20 protein-coding genes and 2 pseudogenes are annotated in these 22,847 nt (G+C 70.1%); 11 read left to right on the forward strand and 11 right to left on the reverse strand.

Features of this window, described 5'->3' with window-relative positions; genetic code table 11:
* Nucleotides 1–10 precede the first annotated feature (10 nt).
* Together ACIPSJ_RS45170 and ACIPSJ_RS45175 are read left to right on the forward strand one after the other, a co-directional pair.
* Nucleotides 11–1,489 carry an aldehyde dehydrogenase family protein gene (locus ACIPSJ_RS45170; RefSeq protein ID WP_401355039.1) on the forward strand — a complete coding sequence of 493 codons (1,479 nt, stop codon included), beginning with the start codon at nucleotides 11–13 and terminating at the stop codon, nucleotides 1,487–1,489.
* A 375-nt stretch (nucleotides 1,490–1,864) separates the two neighbouring features.
* On the forward strand, nucleotides 1,865–2,071 hold the full coding sequence (locus ACIPSJ_RS45175) for a hypothetical protein (RefSeq protein ID WP_401355041.1): 207 nt from the start codon (nucleotides 1,865–1,867) through the stop codon (nucleotides 2,069–2,071).
* A gap of 270 nt (nucleotides 2,072–2,341) precedes the next feature.
* Here the strand turns inward: ACIPSJ_RS45175 and ACIPSJ_RS45180 are convergent.
* A pseudogene (locus ACIPSJ_RS45180) lies at nucleotides 2,342–2,672 on the reverse strand (hypothetical protein); the annotation flags it as partial.
* Nucleotides 2,673–3,052: 380 nt separating this feature from the next.
* Here ACIPSJ_RS45180 and ACIPSJ_RS45185 point away from each other — a divergent pair.
* Together ACIPSJ_RS45185 and ACIPSJ_RS45190 are read left to right on the forward strand one after the other, a co-directional pair.
* The gene (locus ACIPSJ_RS45185) at nucleotides 3,053–4,165 is read left to right on the forward strand and encodes an RICIN domain-containing protein (RefSeq protein WP_401355043.1); all 1,113 of its coding nucleotides are present in this window, start codon (nucleotides 3,053–3,055) and stop codon (nucleotides 4,163–4,165) included.
* Between the two features lie 46 nt (nucleotides 4,166–4,211).
* Nucleotides 4,212–4,355, forward strand: coding sequence for a hypothetical protein (locus tag ACIPSJ_RS45190; protein WP_401355045.1), 144 nt, complete (start codon nucleotides 4,212–4,214; stop codon nucleotides 4,353–4,355).
* Nucleotides 4,356–4,461: 106 nt separating this feature from the next.
* On the opposite strand, the gene ACIPSJ_RS45195 is transcribed toward ACIPSJ_RS45190, so the two are convergent.
* From ACIPSJ_RS45195 to ACIPSJ_RS45225, 7 genes are all read right to left on the reverse strand, one after another.
* A complete protein-coding gene (locus tag ACIPSJ_RS45195; protein ID WP_401355048.1) occupies nucleotides 4,462–5,346 on the reverse strand; it encodes an IS5 family transposase in 885 nt (294 codons plus the stop codon).
* Complete coding sequence (locus tag ACIPSJ_RS45200) at nucleotides 5,346–5,756, reverse strand: hypothetical protein (protein ID WP_401355051.1); 411 nt, start codon at nucleotides 5,754–5,756, stop codon at nucleotides 5,346–5,348. The genes ACIPSJ_RS45195 and ACIPSJ_RS45200 overlap by 1 nt, the downstream gene beginning before the upstream one ends.
* Before the next feature lie 2 nt (nucleotides 5,757–5,758).
* Nucleotides 5,759–6,631, reverse strand: coding sequence for a DUF6192 family protein (locus tag ACIPSJ_RS45205; RefSeq protein WP_401355054.1), 873 nt, complete (start codon nucleotides 6,629–6,631; stop codon nucleotides 5,759–5,761).
* A gap of 270 nt (nucleotides 6,632–6,901) precedes the next feature.
* Nucleotides 6,902–8,242: a hypothetical protein gene (locus ACIPSJ_RS45210; RefSeq protein ID WP_401355057.1), complete on the reverse strand. Its 1,341-nt coding sequence runs from the start codon at nucleotides 8,240–8,242 to the stop codon at nucleotides 6,902–6,904.
* Between the two features lie 26 nt (nucleotides 8,243–8,268).
* The gene (locus tag ACIPSJ_RS45215; RefSeq protein ID WP_401355059.1) at nucleotides 8,269–9,777 is read right to left on the reverse strand and encodes a hypothetical protein; all 1,509 of its coding nucleotides are present in this window, start codon (nucleotides 9,775–9,777) and stop codon (nucleotides 8,269–8,271) included.
* A gap of 64 nt (nucleotides 9,778–9,841) precedes the next feature.
* On the reverse strand, nucleotides 9,842–13,096 hold the full coding sequence (locus ACIPSJ_RS45220) for a hypothetical protein (RefSeq protein ID WP_401355062.1): 3,255 nt from the start codon (nucleotides 13,094–13,096) through the stop codon (nucleotides 9,842–9,844).
* Nucleotides 13,097–13,153: 57 nt separating this feature from the next.
* Nucleotides 13,154–13,744, reverse strand: coding sequence for a TetR/AcrR family transcriptional regulator (locus ACIPSJ_RS45225; protein ID WP_401355064.1), 591 nt, complete (start codon nucleotides 13,742–13,744; stop codon nucleotides 13,154–13,156).
* Nucleotides 13,745–13,829: 85 nt separating this feature from the next.
* Between ACIPSJ_RS45225 and ACIPSJ_RS45230 the strand changes: the two genes are divergently transcribed.
* Nucleotides 13,830–14,729: an alpha/beta fold hydrolase gene (locus ACIPSJ_RS45230; protein ID WP_401355067.1), complete on the forward strand. Its 900-nt coding sequence runs from the start codon at nucleotides 13,830–13,832 to the stop codon at nucleotides 14,727–14,729.
* A 42-nt stretch (nucleotides 14,730–14,771) separates the two neighbouring features.
* Here ACIPSJ_RS45230 and ACIPSJ_RS45235 read toward each other — a convergent pair whose 3' ends face one another.
* The 3 genes and pseudogenes from ACIPSJ_RS45235 to ACIPSJ_RS45245 form a co-directional block, all read right to left on the reverse strand.
* Entirely contained in the window at nucleotides 14,772–15,056 is a 285-nt protein-coding gene (locus tag ACIPSJ_RS45235; protein WP_401355069.1) for a hypothetical protein, read from the reverse strand.
* Nucleotides 15,057–15,600: 544 nt separating this feature from the next.
* Nucleotides 15,601–15,806, reverse strand: a pseudogene (locus ACIPSJ_RS45240) (transposase); the annotation flags it as partial.
* 946 nt (nucleotides 15,807–16,752) lie between these two features.
* The gene (locus tag ACIPSJ_RS45245; protein ID WP_401355071.1) at nucleotides 16,753–17,331 is read right to left on the reverse strand and encodes a DUF2637 domain-containing protein; all 579 of its coding nucleotides are present in this window, start codon (nucleotides 17,329–17,331) and stop codon (nucleotides 16,753–16,755) included.
* 310 nt (nucleotides 17,332–17,641) lie between these two features.
* Between ACIPSJ_RS45245 and ACIPSJ_RS45250 the strand changes: the two genes are divergently transcribed.
* The 6 genes from ACIPSJ_RS45250 to ACIPSJ_RS45275 all read left to right on the forward strand — a co-directional run bounded on the left by ACIPSJ_RS45250 (nucleotide 17,642) and on the right by ACIPSJ_RS45275 (nucleotide 22,746).
* Complete coding sequence (locus ACIPSJ_RS45250) at nucleotides 17,642–18,247, forward strand: sulfite oxidase-like oxidoreductase (protein WP_401355073.1); 606 nt, start codon at nucleotides 17,642–17,644, stop codon at nucleotides 18,245–18,247.
* Nucleotides 18,240–19,019 carry a ferredoxin reductase gene (locus ACIPSJ_RS45255; RefSeq protein WP_359217485.1) on the forward strand — a complete coding sequence of 260 codons (780 nt, stop codon included), beginning with the start codon at nucleotides 18,240–18,242 and terminating at the stop codon, nucleotides 19,017–19,019. The genes ACIPSJ_RS45250 and ACIPSJ_RS45255 overlap by 8 nt, the downstream gene beginning before the upstream one ends.
* A gap of 251 nt (nucleotides 19,020–19,270) precedes the next feature.
* Nucleotides 19,271–19,858 carry a hypothetical protein gene (locus ACIPSJ_RS45260; protein ID WP_401355076.1) on the forward strand — a complete coding sequence of 196 codons (588 nt, stop codon included), beginning with the start codon at nucleotides 19,271–19,273 and terminating at the stop codon, nucleotides 19,856–19,858.
* 246 nt (nucleotides 19,859–20,104) lie between these two features.
* Nucleotides 20,105–21,073: an acetylxylan esterase gene (locus ACIPSJ_RS45265; RefSeq protein ID WP_401355079.1), complete on the forward strand. Its 969-nt coding sequence runs from the start codon at nucleotides 20,105–20,107 to the stop codon at nucleotides 21,071–21,073.
* 13 nt (nucleotides 21,074–21,086) lie between these two features.
* On the forward strand, nucleotides 21,087–21,491 hold the full coding sequence (locus ACIPSJ_RS45270; RefSeq protein ID WP_401355082.1) for a nuclear transport factor 2 family protein: 405 nt from the start codon (nucleotides 21,087–21,089) through the stop codon (nucleotides 21,489–21,491).
* Nucleotides 21,492–21,579: 88 nt separating this feature from the next.
* Complete coding sequence (locus tag ACIPSJ_RS45275; protein ID WP_359217473.1) at nucleotides 21,580–22,746, forward strand: serine hydrolase domain-containing protein; 1,167 nt, start codon at nucleotides 21,580–21,582, stop codon at nucleotides 22,744–22,746.
* The last annotated feature ends 101 nt before the right edge of the window (nucleotides 22,747–22,847 follow it).

A 22,847-nucleotide genomic window follows, 5' to 3' on the forward strand; every position in this document is an offset into this window, starting at 1 on the left:
AAGGATCGAAATGACCACCACCGCACCTGCCCACGCCGAGATCGCGGCTCTGCTGCCCGACGGCACGCACCTGATCGACGGCGAGTGGGTCCCCGCCCGCTCCAAGGCCGTCATCGACGTCCTCGACCCCGCCACCGGCGCCCTGCTCGCCCGCGTCCCGCGCGGCACCGCCGAGGACGTCGACGACGCCGTACGCGCCGCCGAACGCGCCCTGCCCGCCTGGCGCGACACCAGCCCCGCCACGCGCGGCGAACTGCTGTACCGATGGGCCGAGTTGGTACGTGAACACGACGACGACATCAACCGCCTGGAGGCCATGGAGGTCGGCCACCCGGTCGGCCCCTCCCCCATCGCCGCGCGCCTGACCTACCTCGCGGGCAAGGCCGACAAGGTTTTCGGCGACACCCTCCCCACCCGCTCCCCCGACGTGCTGGGCCTGACCCTGCGCGAGCCGTACGGCGTGGTCGGCGCGATCATCCCGTGGAACGCGCCCGGCCCGATGACCGTCTTCAACACGGCGGCCCCGATCGCGGCCGGCAACACCGTCGTCCTCAAACCGGCCGAGGACGCCCCGCTCACCGCCCTCTACCTGGCCCGTCTCGCCCAGGAGGCGGGCCTCCCGCCGGGCGTCCTGAACGTCGTCACCGGGTACGGCTCGGAGGCGGGCGCGGCGCTGCCCGCCCACCCCGGCATCCGCAAGATGAGCTTCACCGGCTCCCCCGCCACCGGCACCGCCGTGATGGAGGCGTGCGCCCGCAACCTCATACCCCTGCAACTGGAGTTGGGCGGCAAGTCCCCGCAGATCGTGCTGCCCGACGCCGACCTCGACAGGGCCGTTCCAGCGATCGTGCGCAGCATCATCATGAACAGCGGCCAGGTCTGCGCCGCCGGTTCCCGCGTCCTGGTCCACTCCTCCCTCCACGACCGCCTCGTCTCCGCGATCGCCGACGCCTTCCGTGCCGTACGCGTCGGGCTGTGGGACCAGCCGGTCGACATGGGCCCGCTCATCAACGCCCGCCAGGAGAAGAGGGTGCTGGACTACCTGGCCATCGGCCGGGAAGAGGGCGCCGAGGTGATCATCGGCGGCGGCAAGCTCACCGGGGCTCCCTACGACGGCGGATACTTCGTCGAGCCCACCCTCTTCGACCGGGTGACACCCGGCATGCGGATCGCCCAGGAGGAGATCTTCGGTCCGGTGCTGTCGGTCCTCACCTACGAGGACGAGGAGGAGGCCGTCTCGATCGCCAACGGCACCCGCTACGGCCTGACCGCCACCGTCTGGACGCGGGACATCGGCCGCGCGGTCCGCCTCGCCCGCCGGGTCCAGGCCGGCCAGGTCGCTGTCAACACGGTCGGCGACGGCGGCCCGAACGGCTCGATCGGCACCCCGTTCGGCGGCTACAAGCACAGTGGCTTCGGCCGCTCCATGGGCCCGGACTACCTGGAGGACTGGACCCAGGTCAAGGCGGTGGTCATCAACGCCGGATGAGCACCGACGCGTCGCGCGGGGGCGGGAAACGACACATCCCGTCCGGCCTCCGCATGACAAGCACGATCAGCCGCGGGCATACACGTGCCGCCCCGGCTGATCGTGCCGCCCCTCCGGCTGATCGTGCCGGCCCCCGGCGTCAGCCGGCGGTGATGACAGCCTCGACGGCGTCGCACTCAGGTGCGGACGCCATGAGGGCGATCGTGCCGGGGCTGTGAGCCGGATCATGACAAGAGGCGAGCTCTCGCGGGTGCGCTGCGCGGTGGTGTCGAAGCGTTCCCCGGTGGCCTGCGCGGCGCTTCCGAATCCGGCTAGCACGCCGACCCCGCAGACATCCGCTGCCACCGTGCGGTCCGCACCGGGCCATCGCATCCCGTGGACATCGGTGAGCGTCAGGTACACGGAGGCCGGCCTTTCGGCGTCGATCACCCGGCGAACCGCAGCACCTGTCTTGGTGACGACACCGACTTCGGCTGGGGAACCGAGATCGTCACCACCATGAGCTGCTCCAGAGGCGAGGCGAGATTCAACTTCCGCTTCGACAACGAGCCCGGTCCGAACGCCCCGCTCGTGGTGTTCTGACGTCTCCTGGGCGAGGTGCGCCCGGAGGGCACGGGCGGCACTACCGCCGCGGCGGTTTTCCCGACGATGGTTCGCTCCGCTGCCGCTTCGTGTACCAGTCGCCCGAGATGTCGGCGTCGTCGACTCGGTGGGTGGCGCAGTGAGCGAAGAATTCGTTCAGGGCAGGGCCGCTGTCGAAGGTGGGGTCACCGTTGACGGCGCCGAACTCATCTGGCCGCATCGGCATCCTCCGCCTCGCATTCCGGCACCCACTCGTAACCCCAGTCTCGATCATTCAGGTGCGCGCCAGCCTGAGGGGGCCGACTGAGGTGGCCGGTTCCTGGCGATTCGCCCTGAGAGGTGATCGCTGCCGGTCAGGTCGGCGTGCCGCGTGTCGTCGTAGTTCGGCTGGTCGGGTGCGGGGTAGAGCCGTTCGTGTTCGCGGGCGGCGTGGTGGCGCCAGTACGGGTCGAGGTCGCCGTTGGAGACGACAGCACGCAGTTCGCAGTACAGCTTCCGCTCCGTGGAGCCCCCAGCGGGCGCCGGTGATGTCGAGGCGGTCGGCGATCAAGTGGCGACAGGCGCCCTCGACCGCGCCGGTGGCGATCGGCCAGCCGCTTTGATGCGCGCACGTCTCTCAGACGGCAACGGCTAGCTCACTCAGGCGCCGCCATCGAGCTGGAGGCTCCGGAGAACTGGCGACAGTTGAATACGCGAGCCCACCAGTAAAGCCCGAATCAGCCGCATCGGGCCCTTCCCGGCAACCCGACGCTGACGCTGTTGACCGCTGCGGCTAACTGATTTCTCCGTCCACAGCCCGGCCACTAGGTGGTGGATCGAGGCGCAGGTGGCCTAGTGCTTCCTAGACGTCACAAAGCTCTCATGATTGGCTCATATCCTCCTAAACCGCTGCATTAAGTGATGCAATAGCGCGTACACGACGATAATTGCTGCCTAGTGCAGCGGCGGGTCTCATCCTCCGCGAGTGAAAGAGTGGCCGCGATGCCACAGATCCCGGCTGGCAGGTCGTACCGGCTCAAGAACAAGCGCAGCGGTCTGTACATGAACGTCGGGGCGTACAGCCATGACGCGTCCATGGAGCTTCAGCTGTGGCACCTCCAGCCCCAGTCCGACCACAATCGGGCCAGCCAGATCTGGCATGTCTTCCCGCTCGACTTCGGCATGTACCTGCTGGCCAACAAGGCCAGCGGCCTCGTGGCGAACGTCGCCCGCAACTCGGCAAGTCCGGGATGGCACCTGGAGCAGTTCCACCTTCAGCCGCTGAGCGACCAGCCCGCCCAGCGGTGGCTCCTGCACGACGTGACCGGCGGCGCCGTCGAGGTCATCAACGACAAGGGCCAGTTGCTGGTACAGCCCTTCTCCTACAGCACGGATCCGGGGACCCCCCTCCAGCAATGGACCCAGGCCGACAGCCCTAACGCCGACTCACAGCGTTGGCTCTTCGAGATCGAGGACGAGTACAAGCCCATCCTCGACCTGCCCGACGCCACCTACCCCGGCATCGGCGACATCCACCGGATGACCGGCTACAGTCCGACCTCCTCCGAGAAGACGGAGCCGGTGGAGGTCGGGGCGATGGCCTATCCCTTCCCGCTGGTCAAGGACCCCGCCTACGACCTGCGGCGCCAGGCGAAGGAGAGCCCCTACTACATCCTGCGCCGGTACGGCTTCTGGGAACGGGTCTTCTCCTACGAGCACGGCGGCGCCTCGGACTACACCCACACGGAGAAGACGACGGTGGGCCTGACGACCACTGATGCCAAGACCGTCGAGAACACCACCAGCATCTCGGTCACCGCTGAGGCCAGCTTCGGCTTCAAGGGATTCGGCGCCTCCTTGAGCACGACCGTCAGCCACGAACTGAAGGTGACCACCACCCACGAGGAGGTCAAGGAGCACAAGAGGGAAGTAACCATCGAACGGAAGTACTTCGCCGGGAAGCGGGTCACCGAGGGAATCTGGTACCGGAGTGACAAGTACGTCCTCGAACGTCTCAACGGCACCGTGGTCCTCGAATGGACCACGCGTGACCCCAACACCTCCATCGCCGACGCGTGGCCCCGACCGGCCGTGAAGGCCCCCGAACAGCACTGACCACACCGCCCGAGCCCCGGCGTTTCCCATGCGGCAGACCCGCCGCATGGGGGGGGCAGCGTCAGGAATCGAGCCCGGCGACGACCTGATCGCCCGGATGCTCGACTACCACGACGACACCACAGCCCGCCTCGCCGAAGAGGCCGAAGGAACCTGGCGCCACCAAGCCCCCGGCGACCACTCACAGTGACCCCGAGCCCTCGGCACGAGGAATACGCGACAGTCGATTACCCGAGGTCCCCAGTTCCGAGGCCGGGGCCGGGGCCGCCAGCGGCGTCGGCCTTCTGTGTTCGGGATCAGCGCAAGGTGCTGGGGGCCAGACGGATCGTCTGCGTCTGCTTCCGGATGCGTATGGGCGAGGGTTTGACGGCCGCTTTCGCTGGTTCGACGGGGTGCGGTGAGGTGCGTGGTGGCCGGGGAGGGCGGGTGAGGCGGCGGACCATGAGGGTGATGAAGGTCCAGGTGATCTGAGCCTCGCTGTGGGAGATGAGCCTTTCGTAGTCCCGCACGTTTCTGCGGGCTCTCATGATCCACGAGATGGCCCGCTCGACTCGCCACCGCTTGGCGAGGACGGCGAAGCCGTCGCCGTAGGCGGAGTCCGCCCAGGCGACGGCGAGTTCGGGACGGGTCAGGCGCAGGCGGAAGAGCTGGTCACGGGCGGGGATGCTGTCGTGCGGCGAGGCCTTGGTGACCATGACGGCCAGCGCCATGCCGCGCATGTCGACGGCCAGGTGCCGCTTCCTGCCGTTGATCAATTTCCCGCCGTCGAAACCGCGGGTGTCCTGGCCGACCGTCTCCGCGCCCTTGACGGACTGGGAGTCCAGGATGACCGCGACGGTGTTGGGATTGAGGCCGTCGTGAAGGCGGACCAGCTGGTGCAGCTCGGCATGGATGCGGGCCAGGTCCCCACTCGCCCGCCACCTCTGAAAGAAACCGTAGACCGTGCGCCAGGGGATCCCGAAGTCGACGGGAACCGACCTCCACTTGCAGCCATTGTCGTTGACGTAGCGGATGGCATCGACGACGTTGCGGCGCGGATGCTTCTCCGGGCGCCCGCCCGTGGGCAACTCACGGGCCGGGACGGGCAGCAGCGGTTCGAGGACGGCCCATTCGGCGTCCGTGGTATCACTGGGGTAGCACCGCTCGCGCACGGCCGGCGGCCGAGTCCCGTTCGTGGTCATCAGCGTTCCATGCGGGTGAGGACTTCCAGGGTGGCCTTGACACCACCGAGCCGGTCCAGGACCAGGCGGATCCATTCGTCGTCGGGGGCCTTCCTGGCGTGGGGGGCGATGATGCCGGTGATGAAGTTGGTGATCCGGTGCAGTTCGGCCTGGAAGATCGCCCGTTCGTAGGAGATCCAGACCTCGCTCTCCTCCGACATCTGAAAGCCGTCCCGTCGGCTGTAGGTCACCGGCGGGAGTCCTTCCTTGACCGCGACCTTCCGCAGGAATCTCAGGCCCGCCCAGACCTGCGACGGTGTGCGCTTGGTCGCCCGGCACAGCTGCGGGAGCGCCGGCCCCGCCGGCCGTGCCTCCCGCAGGGCCTTGCGGACCACCTGGCCGTGGACGTGGGCGGGCAGACCCGCCCCCATGGCTACTGGCCCCGCACCAGCTGGGCGAGCTGTTCGTCGAGGTCGACCTGCCCGGTCGCGGCCACGGTCTCGATCCAGTCGGCCGTCGCGCGGATCTTCTCCAGGTGGTTTTCCAACACCTTCGTCTGGGTGCCGGTGAACTCGTGCCCGCGCAGCTTCGGGACCAGCCGGGCAGCCCCGGCGATGAACCCCTGGCAGACGGCGATCAGGGCGTTGAACTCCATCGACTTCCGCCAGCTGTGGACGATGCGGGCCGGATCGCCGAACGGCGCGCCCTCCTCGGCGAAGGCCTCCTCGTACTCCTCGTCGAACTCGTCCTCATCCAGGCCGGCCTGCTCGAACTGGACCTCGTTCACGTTCTCCCGCGCCTCGTCATCGCGCGCCAGTTCCCGGATCGCCTCGACCTTCTCCTCGGTGGTGACCGGGACCAGGACCTCCTCCGTCTTCCAGCCCACCACCTTCTTCGCAACCTCCGCACTCCGGCGGCGCCGACCGGTGCGCTCGCTCAGCGGAGGGTTCCCGATCAGCTCGAACCGGTCCGGCGCGGAGGCCAGGATCCGGTGCACCTCGTACGAGACCCCCGTCTGCCGGTGCTCCTCCAGCCACTGCGCGGCCACCCACCGGTGCGTGCGGACGATGTAGATGGACAGCCCGAGCTCCTCGGCGAACAGCCGCAGCGACTCCTCCACACCCTGGTCACCCTCGACGAGCGGCAGGTGACCGCCGTGCCCGCGCAGCGGCTCCAGCTCAAGCGCGGCGTCCCCGGGCGAGAACTGGCAGCGGGTGTCCTCCTCCACCATGTCCAGAGATTCGGCCACCAGCTCGTCGTACCGGCTTCGCGTGACCTTCCCGACCATCTCCACCATCGGGGCCATGGCGCACCACCCGGCGCGGGCCGAAGCGTCGGCGTCCTGCGTCGGCTGCGGAACCCCGGCCCGGTGTTGTGGCCAGACTCCACCTGGCACCGCCAACATCACCAGATACTGAGCCAACATGGCCGATCTCAGTCCCTATTGCGACCACAGCCCCCGGAGTCACAGACCGGTACACCAGTAGCAGAACGTCACAGATCACCGGTTCTGGCACAGCTTCTGACGACCAATCACGAAAGATCGCGGTTAAGCGGTGCGCGACGCAAGGACGTCTTACGGCTTGGAAGGGTGCAGAGTTTTCCACACCACGTCCATGACCAGGCTCGTCAATTCGTCCATCGCCTTGGAGGCCAGCGGCAGCAGGTCCACGACGGCCTCGGACGGAATCGGCCCGGAAGGGGGCGAGTGCGGCAGGATCGTGCCGACGAACAGCTGTCCGGGCAGCGCCTCCGAGCGGAACACCAGGTGGTGCTCGATGCTGTCGATGTTGATCCGGCCCGCCTCGCCGCGGAGCAGGTCGGTGAGCATCTGGACGGCGCCCTCGGCCGAAGCCCGGTCGCCGCCCTTGATCTGGGTGAACATCAACGGGATGGCGACTTCGGCGCCCGCGCCCTTGCCGACGCTGACGACGAAGACACCGTGATCGACGAAGAGCCCGTTCCCGGCGCCCTTGACGCCCGGTGCGCGCAGTGTGTGGCTCTCCTTGACGATCCAGGTCACCTTCTCACCGGCCAGGCGGGAGATCACGTTGAGCCGCAGGGCCAGCGACTCGGCTTCGTCCAAGGCGATTCCGCGCATCTTCAGGAATCCGGGGGTTGCCTGTGCCAGTACCTCGGCCAGGATTCCCTTGACGTTGTGGGCGAGTTCGCCCCACTCCGTCTTGGTCGCTCCTGTCGCGAGGCGGTTGATCTCGGTGAGGGCCTGCGCCCAACGGCCCGTCGTCGCTCGGCACGCCTCCAGGAAGGCCACCCGTTCGGCGAGCAGCGGCGAGTTCTTGGCCAGCTGTCCGAGCCGGCTCACCACCGTGTCCAGGAGGGCGCCGGTGTCCACCGGGGGTGGGATGTTCAGTAGCCGGTCCACCAGACGTACGAGGCGCCGCCTGTCGTCGCCGTTGAGCCCGCCGTGCATCAGCAGCCGCTTGCGCGCGGCCTGCAGATCGGCGGCGTTCCCGTACCGCAGGGCCTCCTCGAAGGCGTTCAGCGCCCTGCCGAGACCGGGGTCGGCACGCCCTTTGGCCAAGAGGCGCTCCCAGCCCCGGTTGCGGGTCATCGCGGGCAGCGGCTCCGCGCCGACGGCCCGTCCTACAGTGCGCAAGTCGACGTCGATCGCCTCCAGAGCGCGGGCCATCTCCTGGCCTGCCCCGCCCACGGCTTTCACCGCGGTACGCAGTTCCTCGGCCGCCTCCTCCAGTACCTCCAGCAATGTGCTGGAGCGGGCCAGCATGCCGAGCTTGACGTCCGCGAACCTGCCCAGGCAGCGCATGACCGCGGGCTCGTGCAGGAACGCCTGCCAGACCCGGCGGCTCGGGCCGAGGACGAGCATGGCATCAGCGCCCAGACCGTACATGCCCTTCACCAGCGCCAGGCCGAACCGCTCGAACAGTTCGGCCTCCACCGCCCCCTTGGGGAGCCCGCCCACCGTCAGGGCCCGTTCGGTGCGCCGGTCGCGCCCGGGTCGGCGGCGGCTTCCGCGGTTCCGGCCGCCACCGGGTCGGCGTCCCCGGGCACCAGCCCTCCGGCCAGTCCTGCCGCAGCTCCAGCGGCGCCGAGCAGCAGACCGCCCGCACCGGGCACGGTGGAGGCGACGAGACCGAGGGTCTGGCCGACCACACCCCATGCGCGCGGCGGAATCGTGAGCAGCCGGGTACGGTCGAGTACCGCGCGGTAGTCGTCGTCCGCCCGCTCATGCTCGATGATTTCGTCGGCGAGCCCGGACGCAGAGATGACGACGTCCAATCCGGTGGCGACGGCGCCCGCTCCGGCGAACACGAGAATTCCCGAGAGCACGAGCATTCCGGCGCCGATGAGCAGCGCCTTCGTCAGCTCGTGTCGTCCGCTGTAGCGGTACGCCTCCTTCACGGCCCGGCACTGCAGAGCGGGTTCGACCCAGCCGAGCACTCCGCCCCGGGCCTCCTCGATGATCAGGGGGTAGCGCCACGGCCCGTTCCGTTCGGGGTCGCCGAACCACTGGCCGAGGCGCTGTTCGGCCGGGTGCCCGGCCAGCGCGCCGCCGACCAGCGGCGAGCGGGCCCTCGCCGGCGACTCCTCCATCCGCAGGCTCACCCGCCGCCCCGCGTTCCAGGCGGTCTCCAGCTCCCGGCGCAGGCGCTCGGCGATCGTGCGGCCGTGCGCGTCCGGGGAGAGGCCGCGCACCCAGTACAGGACGGGCGAGTCCTGACCGGCGGCGAGCACCGTGCGCGCGTAAGCGATGCGGGCCGCCTTCCACTGCGGGTTGTCCGGGGGCGGGAAGGGCAGCACTGGCGGGACCCCCTCGTCCGTCGCGTACGCGAGGCGCTGAGCCACCGCGGCCTCCTCGGCGGCCTTCTCCACGGCTTGCTCGGCGGGCCGCAGCTTGCGCAGTTGCTCCCGTACGGCCGCCTCGGCGGCAGATGTGGCGAACAGGCCGGGGCGGGGCAGCCGGAGTGTGTCTCCGTCGAACGCCGCGTCGCTCACACCGAGCAGATAGCGCTCCGCCTCCACCCTGATCTGCGCCTCGCTCAGTGCGATGCGGCGCAGTACGAGGATCCGCGCCTCGTCTTCGATGCGCTGCAGCCAGCACTCCGTGCGTGTGTCCAGGGCGCGCATCTCGCTCCCCCACACGTCCCGGACGCGGGCCTCGGCCAAGTCGCTGACAGATTGGGCCTCCTGGCCGAGGGCGACGGCGAGCCGCGGGCGCAGCGCAGCGTAGATGTCGTACAAGGCGGGCCAGCCGCCGACCTGGTAGTGGGCTTCCAGTACGGAGCGCTGTTGTTCATGGTCCTCGGTGAGTACGAAGCCGGGCAGGGACGGCTGCTGCGGCAGGCCTGCCGCCTCCAGACCCTCCAGGAGGTAGCGGCCCTGCGCATAGCGGATGCGTGCCTGGTAGCCGGAGGGTCGGCGGGGCGGTCCGGCGGCCGCCCTGTTCGGCGTCTGCCTCTCGGCAGAAACCACCAACTGCCGTACAGGTACTGCATGTTGAACGGGAAGCTGCGGAACCTTTCCAGGACGGCGCTTGCTAGCCACCGAGATCCTCCAGTGTGGGAGGGCGGTCCGCGGGGGCAGGGGAGTTCGGGTAGAGCGGCGCGAGTTGAGGCGGGTCGGCCGCCAGCCTGGCCTGGCGCAGATCGCCCTCCAGGCGCAGCAGCCGGGCACGCGCCCGGGCCGACTCCAGCTCGGCGGCCCGCAGTTGCTCGGTGTGTTCGTCGCAGCCGGTGCAGTCTCCCAGCCAGGTCTCCACGGAGACGCCGGGGGTGGGCAGGACGACCGTGTCGGGCGGCATCCGCTCCGCGGCGGCGGCCGCCTCGTCGGACGCGTCAGCCAGGCTGTGCCGAATGTCGCCCACGAGCCGGGCGAGCGTGGACTCTCCGAGCGGGGTGAGCGGCACGGCGAGGTCGCCGCCGTTCATCGCCACCACGTGCGGCTCGAACATGCCGACACTCAGCTGGGGCGCCGTCTGCATCAGCAGGGACAGCTGCTCCGAAGGAGGCAGCGCCTGGAAGAGGACGTATCGGTAGTAGTTGCGGTGGTCCTCCAGGTGGGCCTGGAGGGTCTCGGCGCGTTCGCGGGCGTCGCAGACGTTCTCCAGCCCGTACTTCATCTCCAGCTTGTCGGCGACGGTGGCTTCGTCCTGCTTCTGCTCCGCGTCCTTGAGGGCCTGCTGGGCCTCCAACTGGCCTGTCCCCGCGGCCGCTTTGCCCTCCCAGCGCAGGAACGCCTCGCGCAGCCGGTCGGCGCGTGCCGCCAGCCCCGCGTCGTCGACGTCGTAGAGCCGGTTGTCCTTGACGCGGGAGTACCAGAAGGTCCCCCAGTCGAAGGGGCCGTAGTCCGGCTGGGACTTTATGAGAGCGGCCAGTCCGGCGTCCTCCTTCTCCTGGTCGCTCAGTTCACCGAGGCTGCTCAGGCTCGCCGAGGAGCTGCCCGGCTGTGGCATGCTGTCCTGCACTCTGCGGGCGTCGTCGACGGTCAGGACGTTCGCCGCCTTTCCGGCGATGCCGGTGAGGGCTGCGGACATCCCGGGTGGCAGTTTGCGCTGGAGGAGCTTCCAGTAGAGCCAGCGCTGGGCGCTCTGCCGGGTGGTCGACGCGACGTCGCTGTGGCTGCCGATCCGCTTGAGCGCGGGGTCCATCGCTCCTTTGGTAAGCGTCTCCACGGCCTGGCCGACCTCGGCGAGTGCGGCGAGCAGCGCGGTCTTCTCGGCGGCGGCAGGGTCGGGCGGATCGGCCTGGGCCGGCGGTTTGCGCTCCTGCTGCAGTACAGCGTTCTTGGCCTGCTCATCTGCCTGCTTGACCAGTTCGTCGTAGGCGAACTGGTAGCTGGCGAGCAGCCGCAGCGCCTCGAAGCCGGGGGCGAGCGCCGGATCGAGCAGAGCCTGGCGCAGGGCGGTCTCGTTCTTGCGGATGAACAGCGGGCTGAAGTTGGTGAGGGTGACCGGGTTGGGCACCAGGACGACCATGCGGACCCGGTCGGGGCGGAAGACCGTACTGATGGTGTAGTGCGCCAGCACCTCGTGGAAGTCGAGGGTGAGGGTGCGGCACTCGTTGGGGTTGCGGATCGTGCGGGTGACCTCGTTGAGCGAGCCCTGCTCCCGGGTTTCGGTGATCTTGGTGATGCGGCGGCTGCGCACCCGCGTCGACGCCTTGTAGGTGGCCTCCTGGAGGTGCTGGCTGGTGGTGCGCAGCGTCTCCTGCAGGCTGTTGGCACTGGACAGGCTGCCGTTGACACCCACGGAGATCGAGGCGACGCCGGTGCTGTACGAGGCGTCCAGGTTCGCGCCCACCTGGAGCTGGAAGTCGTTCTTGCTGACCGTTTCGGAGAAGACGTCGTCGGTGTCCCGGGTGGTGGAGGTGTAGTCGAACTGCTGCTCCGTCTCGGTCTCGGTGGACTGCTCCAGGGCTTTGGAGCGCCGCTCCCAGCTCGACAGGTTCAGCACGGTCACCTCGCCGGGCGCCAGGGCGATGCTGGAGACGAGGCTGCCCCGGGTCAGACCGTCCAGCGACCAGGTCTGCCGCCAGGGCAGGTGGACCGCGACGCTCAGCGCCTGCGGTCGGGGCGGCGCGGTCGGCTCGTCGTCGGCGCCGGACCCGGCAGTCTGCTGCCCGGGCAGCGGTGTGCCGCCCGGTGGCGGGCTGCCGGTGACCGTGGCGCTGCCGCCCGCCGGGCCGCTGGTGGAGGCCGGGGTCGAGGTGGAGCCGGTCTGCCCGGCGGGCTCCACGCCCTTGGGCTTCTCCTTGTTCTCCTTGTTCCCGGCCTTGTCCTCGCCGGGGAGCGGGCCGTCCTGTTTGCGCCGCATCATCATCACCGGGATCCGGGCCGCTCCGTTCGAGATGCCGTCGCCCGCGCTGTTGGCGGACTCCACCTCCGCGCCCGCGGCGGGCTGCAGTTCGACCCGCTCGCCGCCCGCCATGGCCTGGACCGGGCGGCCGCCGCGCAGTGCGGCGACGGCCTCGCCGGAGAGCGCGACCGGTACGGCGCTGCCGCCTGTGCCCGGCACCAGTTGGTGGGCGAGGAAACCGGCGACATCGGTGACGGTGAACCGGTTGGTCACCGGGACGGGTTCGGGCCGCACGGGCATCAGCCGTACCAGGCGCTGCGCGCTGTCGGCGACGACGGCCGATTCGCCGCGAGCCAGTGCGGCGATCTGCGCCTCACCCAACTCGGCTCCCTTCCAGGAGCGTTCGGCAATCGCCTGATGCAGCTCGGCGTCCTGCACTGCGGTCTGCTGAATCTCGGCGCGGACCGTGACCGGCTCCATGGCGCCGGGGGTACCGTCCTCGGTGACCCTGCGGGCCAGCACCGTCATCTCCTGCCCGGCGATGAGCTGTTCCAGGCCGGCCTGCCTGAGCACGGCCGCGTAGCGCGTACCGCTCGCCGTGAGGACGCCGCCCGCGGCGGCCTTCCGCAGCGCGTCGAGGTCCGGGAAGACAACCTCCCTCGCTTTGGACTGTGCGGACGTGACCGGGTGCCCGGGGTAGGTGCCGCTCAGCAGCATCTCCAGCGGTACGCCGCCCACATGGCTGACGACGTCACGGCCCGCAGGAATCTCGATGGTGTCCTCCACGGTGAGCACGACGGGCACCGAGCGCCACCGTGCACCGACCTGCACCTGGTGGTAGAGGAGGACGAACTGCCCGAAGTCGAACTGCCTCAGCGCGTTCGACACGGGCAGCGTGTGCCCGGACCCCGGCCCGGGCGCGGCGGCCTGGCCGCCGTTCGACGGGACAGCGGCGGGCGGGGCTCCGCCGGGTACGCGGTAGACCTGGTCCAGCCGCACCGCGCCCTCGGCTGCCGGAACCTGAACAACCTCTCAGACAGAAATTTGATATGCCAGCTATCCGATCGGTCTCAGCGCCCGCGCGAGCGCGTCGACGGTCACACCGACGATCGCCCGGAGTTGCTCCGGGCTCGACCCGGCCCTACCCATCACCGCGAGAGACTGGTTCACGGCCGCTACGTGTACGGCGAAGTCCTCGGCGTTCTCGTCGGACATTCCGCCGGCCTTCAGCGCGGTGCGCAGGCGCGGGCGCTGTAGGCCGAACAACTCTTTGACATGCTCTGCGACGCTCGGGCTCAGCGCCGGACTCGCCATGACCGACTGGGCCATCAGGCATCCGTCGGGCACGGCGGGGTCGGCGATGCGCCCCAGGGTGACATCGAAGAAGGCACGGACGGCGGCGACGGGGTCCTCGGCCGCACACGAGAGGGCGGCGTCGAACTTGTCGCCGTAGCGCGTGGCGTAGCGATCCAGGCAGCGAAGGAAGAGCGCGTCCTTGTCGCCGAGCGAGGAGTAGATCGAGCTGCGGTTCAGGCCGGTCGCCCGGGACAGGTCATCGAGCGAGGTGTCGGCGTAGCCGGAGCGCCAGAACTGGATCATCGCGGCGTCGAGCACCGTGTCCATGTCGAACTGCTTCTTGCCTGCCATGCGACCCATCCTTCCATCTTGGACCGATCAGTTCAAGACGTGCTAGCGTCGAATCACGGTCCACCCGCCTCGATGGAGGATTCCCATGACCAACCCTGTCCCCGCCCTGCCCCTGCATGACCTGGCCGGATTCACGCACCGCTGGGTCGACGCCGACGGCGTCCGCCTGCACGCCGTCGAAGGCGGTCGGCCGGACGGACCGGTCGTCGTCCTGCTCACCGGGTTCCCGCAGACGTGGTGGGCCTGGCGAAAGGTCATGCCCGCTCTCGCCGATCGGTTCCGGGTCATAGCGATCGACCGGCCTGGCCAAGGCAATTCCGAGCATCCGGAACTCAGCTACGACACGCACACGGTCGCCGCGCACATCCAGGCCGCTGTGAACTCTCTCGGCGTGCGGGACTACTGGCTCGCCGGGCACGACATCGGCGCTTGGGTCGCCTTCTCCCTCGCCCTGAACTACGAGAGCCGACTGCACGGGGTCGCGCTGCTCGACGCCGGAATTCCCGGTATCACCATGCCGGAAGCGATCCCTCTCGACCCGACTCTGGCGTTCAAGACCTGGCACTTCGCGTTCCACGTGGTGCCCGATCTTCCCGAGACGCTGATAGCCGGCCGCGAGCGGGAGTACATCAGCTGGTTCCTGAAGACCAAGTCCCTCGCGCCCGACGCGTTCGAGGAAGCAGAGCTCGACCACTACGGCGCAGCCCTCGCCGTCGATGGCGGCCTGCGCGCCGGCCTCGCCTACTACCGCGACGCCGCCGAGTCCGCGCGCAAGAACCGCGCGGCACTTGAGCAACGGCGACTGACCGCGCCCGTCCTCGGAATCTCCAGCAGCCACGGCTCGATCCCGGATATGGCAGCCTCCATCAGCCCGTGGGCCGAGAACGTGACCGGCGTCATCGTGCCCGATGCCGGTCACTACATCCCCGAGGAGCAGCCCGAGGCCGTCGCCGCCGCCCTCACCGACTTCTTCAGCGGCCATTAGTGCTCTAGCAGGAGGGCGATCCCCATGGCCGTCGGGGGCCCGTCAGTTACAGGCCCGCCCCGCGCGCCTACGGACAGGCCGTGAACCGCCCGTCGCCCCGCTGTGCAGCCGGCCCCGGGCGGCGAGCTTGGTCATCTTCGCCAGCAAAGGTTCCAGCTTGCCGTGTACCGAGGCGTCCAACCCCAGCCGCTCACCGACCGCTCTGACCTGCACCGGGCCGTCCGCCTCCCGCACGATCGCCAGGATCTTGCGGTAGTCGCCGGGCAGCCCGCCCTCGTCGGCCGCGTCACCGCGGTGCGGGATGAGCAGGACTGCCCGCCCGGCCACCTTCGTCGATGCCAGAGCGACAGCCCGGCATCGGCCCGGGCCTGCTCGGCCAGACGGTTCAACACTCCGCTCCGCGATCGCCAGTTCGTGCCGCTCGGCCTGCCTCCTGGAATTGCTTGCCCAACTCCTCGGCAAGAACATCCAGTTCGCTCCGGCGAGCGGTGATCCGCTGCCGCTCCTGCACCCCCCGCACCCTCCCGCGTTCTCACGGTGTGCCGACCTGCTGACGGATCGCAGCCGGGGGCCGGTCGTGGGCGCAGCCGAACCCGGCATCCCGCCAGAACCGGACCTGTGACTTCACGATGCACACCGCTCAATGGCGAACCGGGTAATCCGTCCGCAGCGACGCGTACACACTCGATCAGTTCATCTCGCTGGCTGAGAACGCGTCAGCCCTGGATGAGCGAGCCAAAGGCCGGCCGAATGCCTGGGGTAGCCATCCCCAGCTTGCCACTGCGGCGCGGACACCGGGAAGGCTGATGGCTGCGCGCGAAGGCCTGGCCGACTCAACCGAGGTCCCCTACACGATCAACTAGGCGCTTCTTCAGTGCCGGAGCCGGTTCCGTTTGATGATCGTCTCGGCTCGCTTCACGGTCTTGCCCACGTCGTAGTGGGTGGCGGGCCGTCGGTTCCTCGAACCAAGTGGCCGTCCAGGGCCGGGTGTCGGGGGTTTCGGTGCAGGAGCCGGAGGGGTGAGGTGTGGGCGGAGGTTTCTGACCCCCGCCGGACTCTGGCCGGAGTGAGTCGGCCAGGAACATGCTCAGGTCCCACACAGAACGCGGCCCTTGGAGCTTCCAGGTAGGACGCCCGGCCGGGACTTCCCGGCCGGGCGTCCTACCTCAGCTATTCACAGCGGTCTGGCTGCCCGACCGCGCTTTTCGACGGAGGGGTGGAGTGTCGCCTGACGCCGTCAGCCAGCTGTCGATCCGCAGTTGTGCGACCGCTGAGAAATTCGTATGCACCGCTTCGAACGGCTTCTTCAGGTCCGTACTGGCGTATCTCGTCGATGATGGAGGTAGGCGAGTGCTATCGCCGCGACCTCCAATGCCGGGGAGAGGAAACGCAGCAGCACGTCTACCGCAACTACGTGCCCCTGGAGGGACCAGACGACGAAGCCGAGAATCCAGACTCCGGCGCCGGCGGCTGCCAAGAAGATGGACACTTTGCCGAGGCGCGAGGTCCGGAGTGATGCGAACCGGCGCTCGCGCGGTGGTCTACTGGTGCCAGGCACAGGTGGGTGCCAAGATGAAGTAGAGCCTCACGGTTTTCGTGCCTCGTCTCGGGTACCACTTGAGTAGCTTCTCGTAGTATTTCATGAGGAACTCGCCTATTGCGATGATGGCTGCTGCCACGGATTGCGGCTGCTGCCGCACCGACTGCATCGTTGGCGATCCGTGAAGGCAACGGCCGCCCGGCCACCCTCACTCTGACCTCGGTCCTCGTGACGGCCGTCACCACCCTGGCGCGATGCTGATGAAGCGCGCATCCGCCAAGTCCCTGACCTCGTAGGCAACATGACCTGGGCCGTGTCGGAGCACCACAGCCATACAAGGGATATGTCCAGCTCAGAGCCTCGCGCAATACCCTTTAGGTTGATTGCCACCACACAATCCGCTGACTCAAGCCGAGGCCTGTTCGGTGCAGCGGGCGCGAGGTGAAGGCATCTGGCCACCGAGAGCTGGAGCACACCATGCCATCATTCCGCATGACCTTCGGTTCCCTTCTCGCTGCGCCCCTTTCGACCGCGCACGAGCGCAACCAACGTCCTTGATCTCTGCGCTCCCACATGCAACTCCTTGCGTAGCGTCTCTGCCGAAGCCGGCCGCTGGTGCATCTCACGATGCTCAAGATCGAGCTTCCTCGCCCGCACCAGCAGCGGATCCTCATCGCGATCCGAACCGTTCACGCCCGCCCCGTCACGGTCAGACGCCCACGCCGCTCCTTCCGTCCGGCGGCCCCCTACCCGGTGCACCAGAAGCTCCACCGACAACAGCAGGGCAACCGGCGGCCAGCCGGCCACCAGCACCGACCGCCACTCCGGCCTCGGCGCCGCCGCAACATTCGCGGCCAGAGACACCGCGATACCCAGCAAGAACGCTGTCCGCACCGCCCACCTGGCACGATGATCGGCCTCGCCCTCCGGTTTCAGCAGACCGAGTGTGGCCAGGAGTAACAGTCCGTCGACCGACAATGGCCACAGCGACGCACTTACCCGGTCCGCTCCCGCCTGCAGAGCGAACGACCACTGATGGACATACGAGGCATACGCCGCCACCCCTGCCACCACCAGCGCACAGAGAAGCCGCACCCCGCCTCGGAGCCCAACCCACGGCCATCAACCCGATACCCACCGTCCCCTTCCCGCCCGGTCACCCGGTCCCCGCCCCCTCCGCGCCCAGTGCACAACCAGTGCACACCAGGGCGGGAACTCCAGGGAAAACCCGGGAACTGGCGGGAACTCCTCCACGACCTCCAACGCATTCGCCCAGGCCGAGTACCACGCAGGCCGGATCGTTCACAAGGCCGCAATGATCGGTGCCCTGACCTGGGTCGGAGCACCCGATCGGACGTCGTACGGTTGAAGCATGAACATCACCCGGGGCTTCACCGGCCGCCCCCGCACAGCCAACGCCGGACTGCCGCCCGGCCAGTACGACGCGGGCGACGACTGGCCCGTGCTGTCCGCCGAGGTGACACCGGAGCTGGCCCCGGCCGACTGGTCGTTCCGGATCGACGGGCTGGTGGCCGAGCCGCACACCTGGGACTGGGACGCGGCGCACGCACTGCCCGCCTCGGCGTACGAGGGTGACATCCACTGCGTGACCAGCTGGTCCAAGTTCGGGGTGCGGTTCCAGGGCGTCTCGCTGGACGCGTTCTTCGATGTGGTGCGCCCCCATGGGGCCGCCACCCATGCCCTCGCCTACTCCCACACCGGTTACACCACCAACCTGCCGCTCGCGGACCTCGTCGGCGGGCGGGCCTGGATCGCCTTCGCGTACGAGGGCCAGCCGCTGGCCGCCGAGCACGGCGGGCCGGCCCGGCTGCTGGTGCCGCACCTGTACTTCTGGAAGAGCGCCAAGTGGATCGCGGGCATCACCCTGCTCGACCACGACGAGCCCGGGTTCTGGGAGCAGAACGGGTACCACGCGCGGGGCAACCCCTGGGAGGAGCAGAGGTACTCCGGTGACTGAGGCCACGGGAACGACGGCGGCCGGGACGTTCACTCCCGCGACCCGCTTCGCGGTGCCCGGCCGCATCGCGGTCAGCAACCGGGCCGCGTCGGTGTGGCAGACGGCCACGATCGCCGGGATACGGCGGGAGACCCCGCACGCGGCCACGTTCCGGCTGGCGGTGCCGGGCTGGACGGGGCATCTGCCGGGGCAGCACCTGATGCTGCGGCTGACCGCCGGGGACGGCTACGCGGCCCAGCGTCACTACTCGCTCGCCTCCGCGCCCGACGACTCCGGTCACGTCGAGCTGACGCTGGACCACGTCGACGGCGGGGAGGTCTCCGGCTGGTTCCACACGGTGGCCCGGCTCGGCGACACCCTGGAGGTGCGCGGCCCGCTGAGCGGCTTCTTCGCCTGGCCCGGCGACCGGCCCGCGCTGCTGGTCGGCGCCGGTTCCGGCGTCGTACCGCTGATGTCGATGGTCCGGCACCACCGGGCGCGGGCGCTGGACGTGCCGCTGCGCATGGTGGTGTCGGCCCGCTCCCCCGAGGAGCTGATCTACGCGCGCGAGTTGGGCGCGGAGACCACGACCGTGTTCACCCGCTCCGCGCCCCCGGGTGTGCCGGTGGGACGTATGGCCGCCGCACATGTGGCCCCGCTCCTGGCCGAGCCGCCCGCTGGTGGGTGGGAGGCCTATGTGTGCGGCTCCAACGGGTTCGCGGAGCACGCCTCGCGGCTGCTGGTGGCGGCCGGGCAGCCGGTGGATCGGATCCGTATCGAGCGGTTCGGCTGAGCGCCGGTACGGGGAGCACCAGTACGCGGGGAGCGCCGGTACGACGGCCCGGGGGTGCGGAGGTGCGGGCGTGCGGCGCGCGCCGGACGGCGTGCTTCGGCCGCTGTCGCACCGGGTGGCTGCGCAGGGTGAGCGGGGTACTCCGTACGGGGTACCAGACCCGTGTGGACGCTCGCGTGCAGCGGGGGCACGCTGGGAGCTGCGGACCGACTGTCCGGCCCTTCGGCTTCTGTGGCGGCGAGGAGGTCGACATGCGTACCCGGGTGTGTGGCTGGCGCTGGCGGCAGAACCCGCTGCGCCGCAGGTCGGACGTGGTGGAGGCGTGGATCGCGCTGGGCGTCGCGGTGCTGCTGTGCGTGGGTGCGCCCCTGGTGGGGGCGATGGTGGGGCTGTGGGCCCATGACCAGGCGCGGTCGGTGGCGACGGCGGAGCGGGCCCAGCGGCACATGGTCCGGGCCGTGGTCGTCGGCGACACGCCGCAGCAGCTGCCGTACGTGCAGGGCGGCGACCGGGAGCACGCCTACCAGGCGGAGGTCCGCTGGACCGAACCCGGCAAGGGCACGAAGACCGCCCTGGCCCGGGTGCCGGCGGGGACCCGGGCCGGTGACACGGTCGACGTGTGGTTCGACCGGAAGGGGCGCGGTGTCGCCCCGCCGGCCAATGAGGTCGCCGTCTGGCAGCACACGGTCACCGTGGGCGTGTGCGGGGCGGGCGGCGCGGCGGCCGTGGTGCTGTTCGGCCACGGTGTCGTCCGCCGGGTCGCGCTGCGCCACCGGCTGGCCGAGTGGGAGCAGGAGTGGGCGCGCACCGGGCCGGACTGGACCCGTGGGCGCGCCTGAAGCCACTCGGGCTCGCTGACCGCCGCACCGGACGAGGTGACCCGACCACCCGCTCTGGCCACCCGGCCGCCCGGGATCTCCCGTCCGCCGTCGAGGACGGGCAGTGCGGCGCCTTTGACCAGCAGATCGACCGCGGCCGGCAGGGGATCGTCGTAGGGGGCGGGCGGCGCGCAGGCCTGGCGAGTCGTCGGACCACCGACGTACGGTGTGATCATCCGCACCTACCCTTCGCAAAGGCGGCTGTTGATGGCCCTGTTCGACCTTCCCCTCGACGAGCTCCGCGAACACCGCAGCGAGTCGGTGGCGCCCGAGGACTTCGACGCCTTCTGGTCCAAGACGCTCCAGGAGGCCCGCGAGCACGATCTCGACGCCCGCTTCGAGCCGGTCGACACCGGGCTGTCCACGGTCGAGGTGTACGACGTGACGTTCGCCGGGTTCGGCGGGCACCCGGTCAAGGGCTGGCTGCGGCTGCCGGCCGGCGCCGCCGAACCGCTGCCGCTGGTCGTGGAGTTCATCGGTTACGGCGGCGGGCGCGGGCTGCCGCACGAGAACCTGCTGTGGGCGTCGACGGGCCGGGCGCACTTCGTGATGGACACCCGGGGCCAGGGCAGCGCGTGGGGCGGTGGCGGCGGCACCGCGGACCCGGTGGGCGGGGCGCCGGCGTACCCCGGGTTCATGACGCGGGGCGTCGACGCGCCGGAGAACTACTACTACCGCCGGGTGTACACGGACGCGGTCCGCGCGGTCGAGGCGGCGCGCTCGCATCCGCTGACCGACGCGACGCGGACCGTGGCGCTCGGCGCCAGCCAGGGCGGCGGGATCACCATCGCGGTCGGCGGTCTGGTCCCGGACCTGGTCGCGGTCGCCCCGGACGTGCCGTTCCTGTGCGACTTCCCGCGTGCCACCACCCTGACGGACCGTCACCCGTACCGGGAGATCGGCCTGTTCCTGAAGACGCACCGCGGCCGCTCGGCGGACGTGCAGCGCACGCTGTCGTACTTCGACGGGGTGCACTTCGCGGCGCGCGGCCGGGCCCCGGCGCTGTTCTCGGCGGCTCTGGAGGACCAGACCTGCCCGCCGTCCACGGTCTTCGCGGCCTTCAACTCCTGGGCGCACGAGGACAAGGCGATCGAGGTGTACGACTTCAACGACCACGAGGGCGGCGGTCCGTACCACGAGGCGGCGAAGGTGCGCTGGCTCGGTTCGTACGCCTGAGGTGACCGGGGGCATGGACCCGCGGGAGGCCGCCGAGCGGTTCGTCCGGGTGTGGGAGCGGGGCTGGGCCGCGCACGACGTGGACGCGCTGCTCGCCCTGTACGCCGAGGACTGCGTGCACCGCTCGATGCCGTTCCGCGCACCGCACCGCGGGCGGGACCAGCTCGCCGCGTATCTGCGCTGGTCGTTCGAGGGGGAGCGGGTGGCGGACGTCCGGTTCTCGGCGCCGCTGGTCGGTCCCGACGGGATCGCGGTGGCGGAGTTCCGGGTGTTCGCGGAGGAGGACGGCGCCGCGGTCACGGTCGCCGGGTGCGTGTTCGCGCGCTTCGACGCGCGGGGGCTGGCGGTGGAGACCCGGGACTACTGGCACACCGCCGAGGGCCACCAGGAGCCGTCCGGGAACCTCTTCTTCCGCTGACCTTCCCTCCAGTCCGACCAGTCGGTACGTTCGAGGTGCCTGGGCCGCAGCGTCGCGGCCCGGGTTTCCGGCGTACGACGGAGGGCGCATGTCCGAGCACGAGCCACAGGTCCAGGGTCACTGCGCACCGCGTTTCGCGGCGGTGCGGGAGGCCTTCGAGGAGAACTTCCGGGACCGCGGGGAGCTGGGCGCCGCCGTCGCGGTGACGGTCGGCGGCGAGACGGTGGTGGATCTCTGGGGCGGCTGGGCGGACCCGGCACACACCCGGCCGTGGGAGCGGGACACCGTGGTCAACGTCTGGTCGACGACCAAGGGCCCGGTGGCCCTGTGCGCGCACATCCTGGCCGACCGGGGGCTGCTCGACCTCGACGCGCCGGTCGCCGACTACTGGCCGGAGTTCGCGGCGGCCGGCAAGGCGGGCGTCCTCGTACGGCATCTGCTGTCGCATCGCGCCGGGCTGTCCGGGCTGCGCGAGCCGCACTCGCTCGACGATCTGTACGACTGGGAGCTGACCACTTCCCGGCTGGCGGCGACGGAGCCCTGGTGGGAGCCGGGGACCCGGTCCGGGTATCACGCGCTGACCTACGGCTTCCTGGTCGGCGAGGTGGTCCGGCGGGTGTCGGGGCTGCTGCCGGGCGCGTTCCTGGAGCGGGAGGTGACCGGGCCGCTGGGGATCGACTTCACCGTGGGGCTGCCGGAGAAGGAGGCCGGGCGGGCGGCGGAGCTGGAGCATCCGCGGGTTCTGTCGGACAGCGAACAGGCCGCGATCTTCAGCCAGTTGGCGCCCGCCGCGATCGCCGCCCTGGCCAACCCGGCGGCGGGCGCGACCGAGGCGAACACCCCGCGGTGGCGGGCGGCCGAGATCCCTGCGGCCAACGGACACGGCACGGCCCGGGCGGTCGCCGCGCTGTACGGCGTGTTCGCGGGCCGGGGCGAGTACGGCGGCCTGCGGCTGCTGTCGCCCCAGGCGGCGGAGCGGGTGCGCGAGGGGCAGGGCAGCTGCCGCGACCTGGTCCTGGGGGCGGGTTTCGAGCACGAGACCGAGATCGGGCTCGGGCTGTGGCTGAGCGGGCCGAACGGCTCGTACGGGCCGAACCCGCGCGCGTTCGGGCACGACGGGTTCGGTGGCTCCTGCGGGCTGGCCGACCCGGAGGCAGGGGTCTCGCTCGGCTATGTCATGAACCGGATGGGGCCGCGGATCGCGGACGATCCCCGGAAGACGGCCCTGGTCAGCGCCCTTTACACGAGTCTGTGAGGCCCGTTCGGTTTCGGCCGAATGCCATGGGCCGCTCTTCCCTGATGGTTTAGACCAATGCTAGATGTGGTCGCGGAACGAACCCGCACGGCTACTTCTTG

The organism is Streptomyces sp. NPDC090088 (assembly GCF_044747345.1).
Lineage (GTDB): Bacteria > Actinomycetota > Actinomycetes > Streptomycetales > Streptomycetaceae > Streptomyces.